Source organism: Pseudomonas sp. M47T1 (genome assembly GCF_000263855.1).
GTDB lineage: Bacteria > Pseudomonadota > Gammaproteobacteria > Pseudomonadales > Pseudomonadaceae > Aquipseudomonas.
In genome coordinates this window covers 1-291 of the sequence record NZ_AJWX01000079.1, presented here as the reverse complement: position 1 = coordinate 291, position 291 = coordinate 1, and the positions used below count along the sequence as shown (strand labels likewise).

1 protein-coding gene is annotated in these 291 nt (G+C 61.9%); it reads right to left on the bottom strand.

The features are described 5' to 3' along the window. Positions 1-246 (bottom strand): DUF3304 domain-containing protein (locus tag PMM47T1_RS28525; RefSeq protein WP_008375993.1); only part of this gene is annotated, 246 nt, incomplete at its 3' end. Between the last annotated feature and the right edge of the window lie 45 nt (positions 247-291).

The window sequence follows — 291 nt, the reverse complement described above, 5'->3', positions numbered from 1 at the left end:
ATGCCACTTAACCGGCAACAGCACGCAGCAGTTCTGCTTGCCACCCCCACCGTAGGGCCCAACGTTCGGTCCGCCGTTGCGGTTCACCATGAACCAGTTGATCGCCGCCCCCGTATGGTTACGCCCCTCGATCGGCGCACCCAGCTTGCTCGGCGGCTTCGGCGTGCAACCCGCCAAAAACAGCACACCCAACAGCACAAGCAGCTGGATGACGCGGATACATGCATCAGTCATGGCGCGGGGCATGTGGCAGGCTCCTGCATTTTTGAAGGGAAGTCGAAGGGGTAGCCC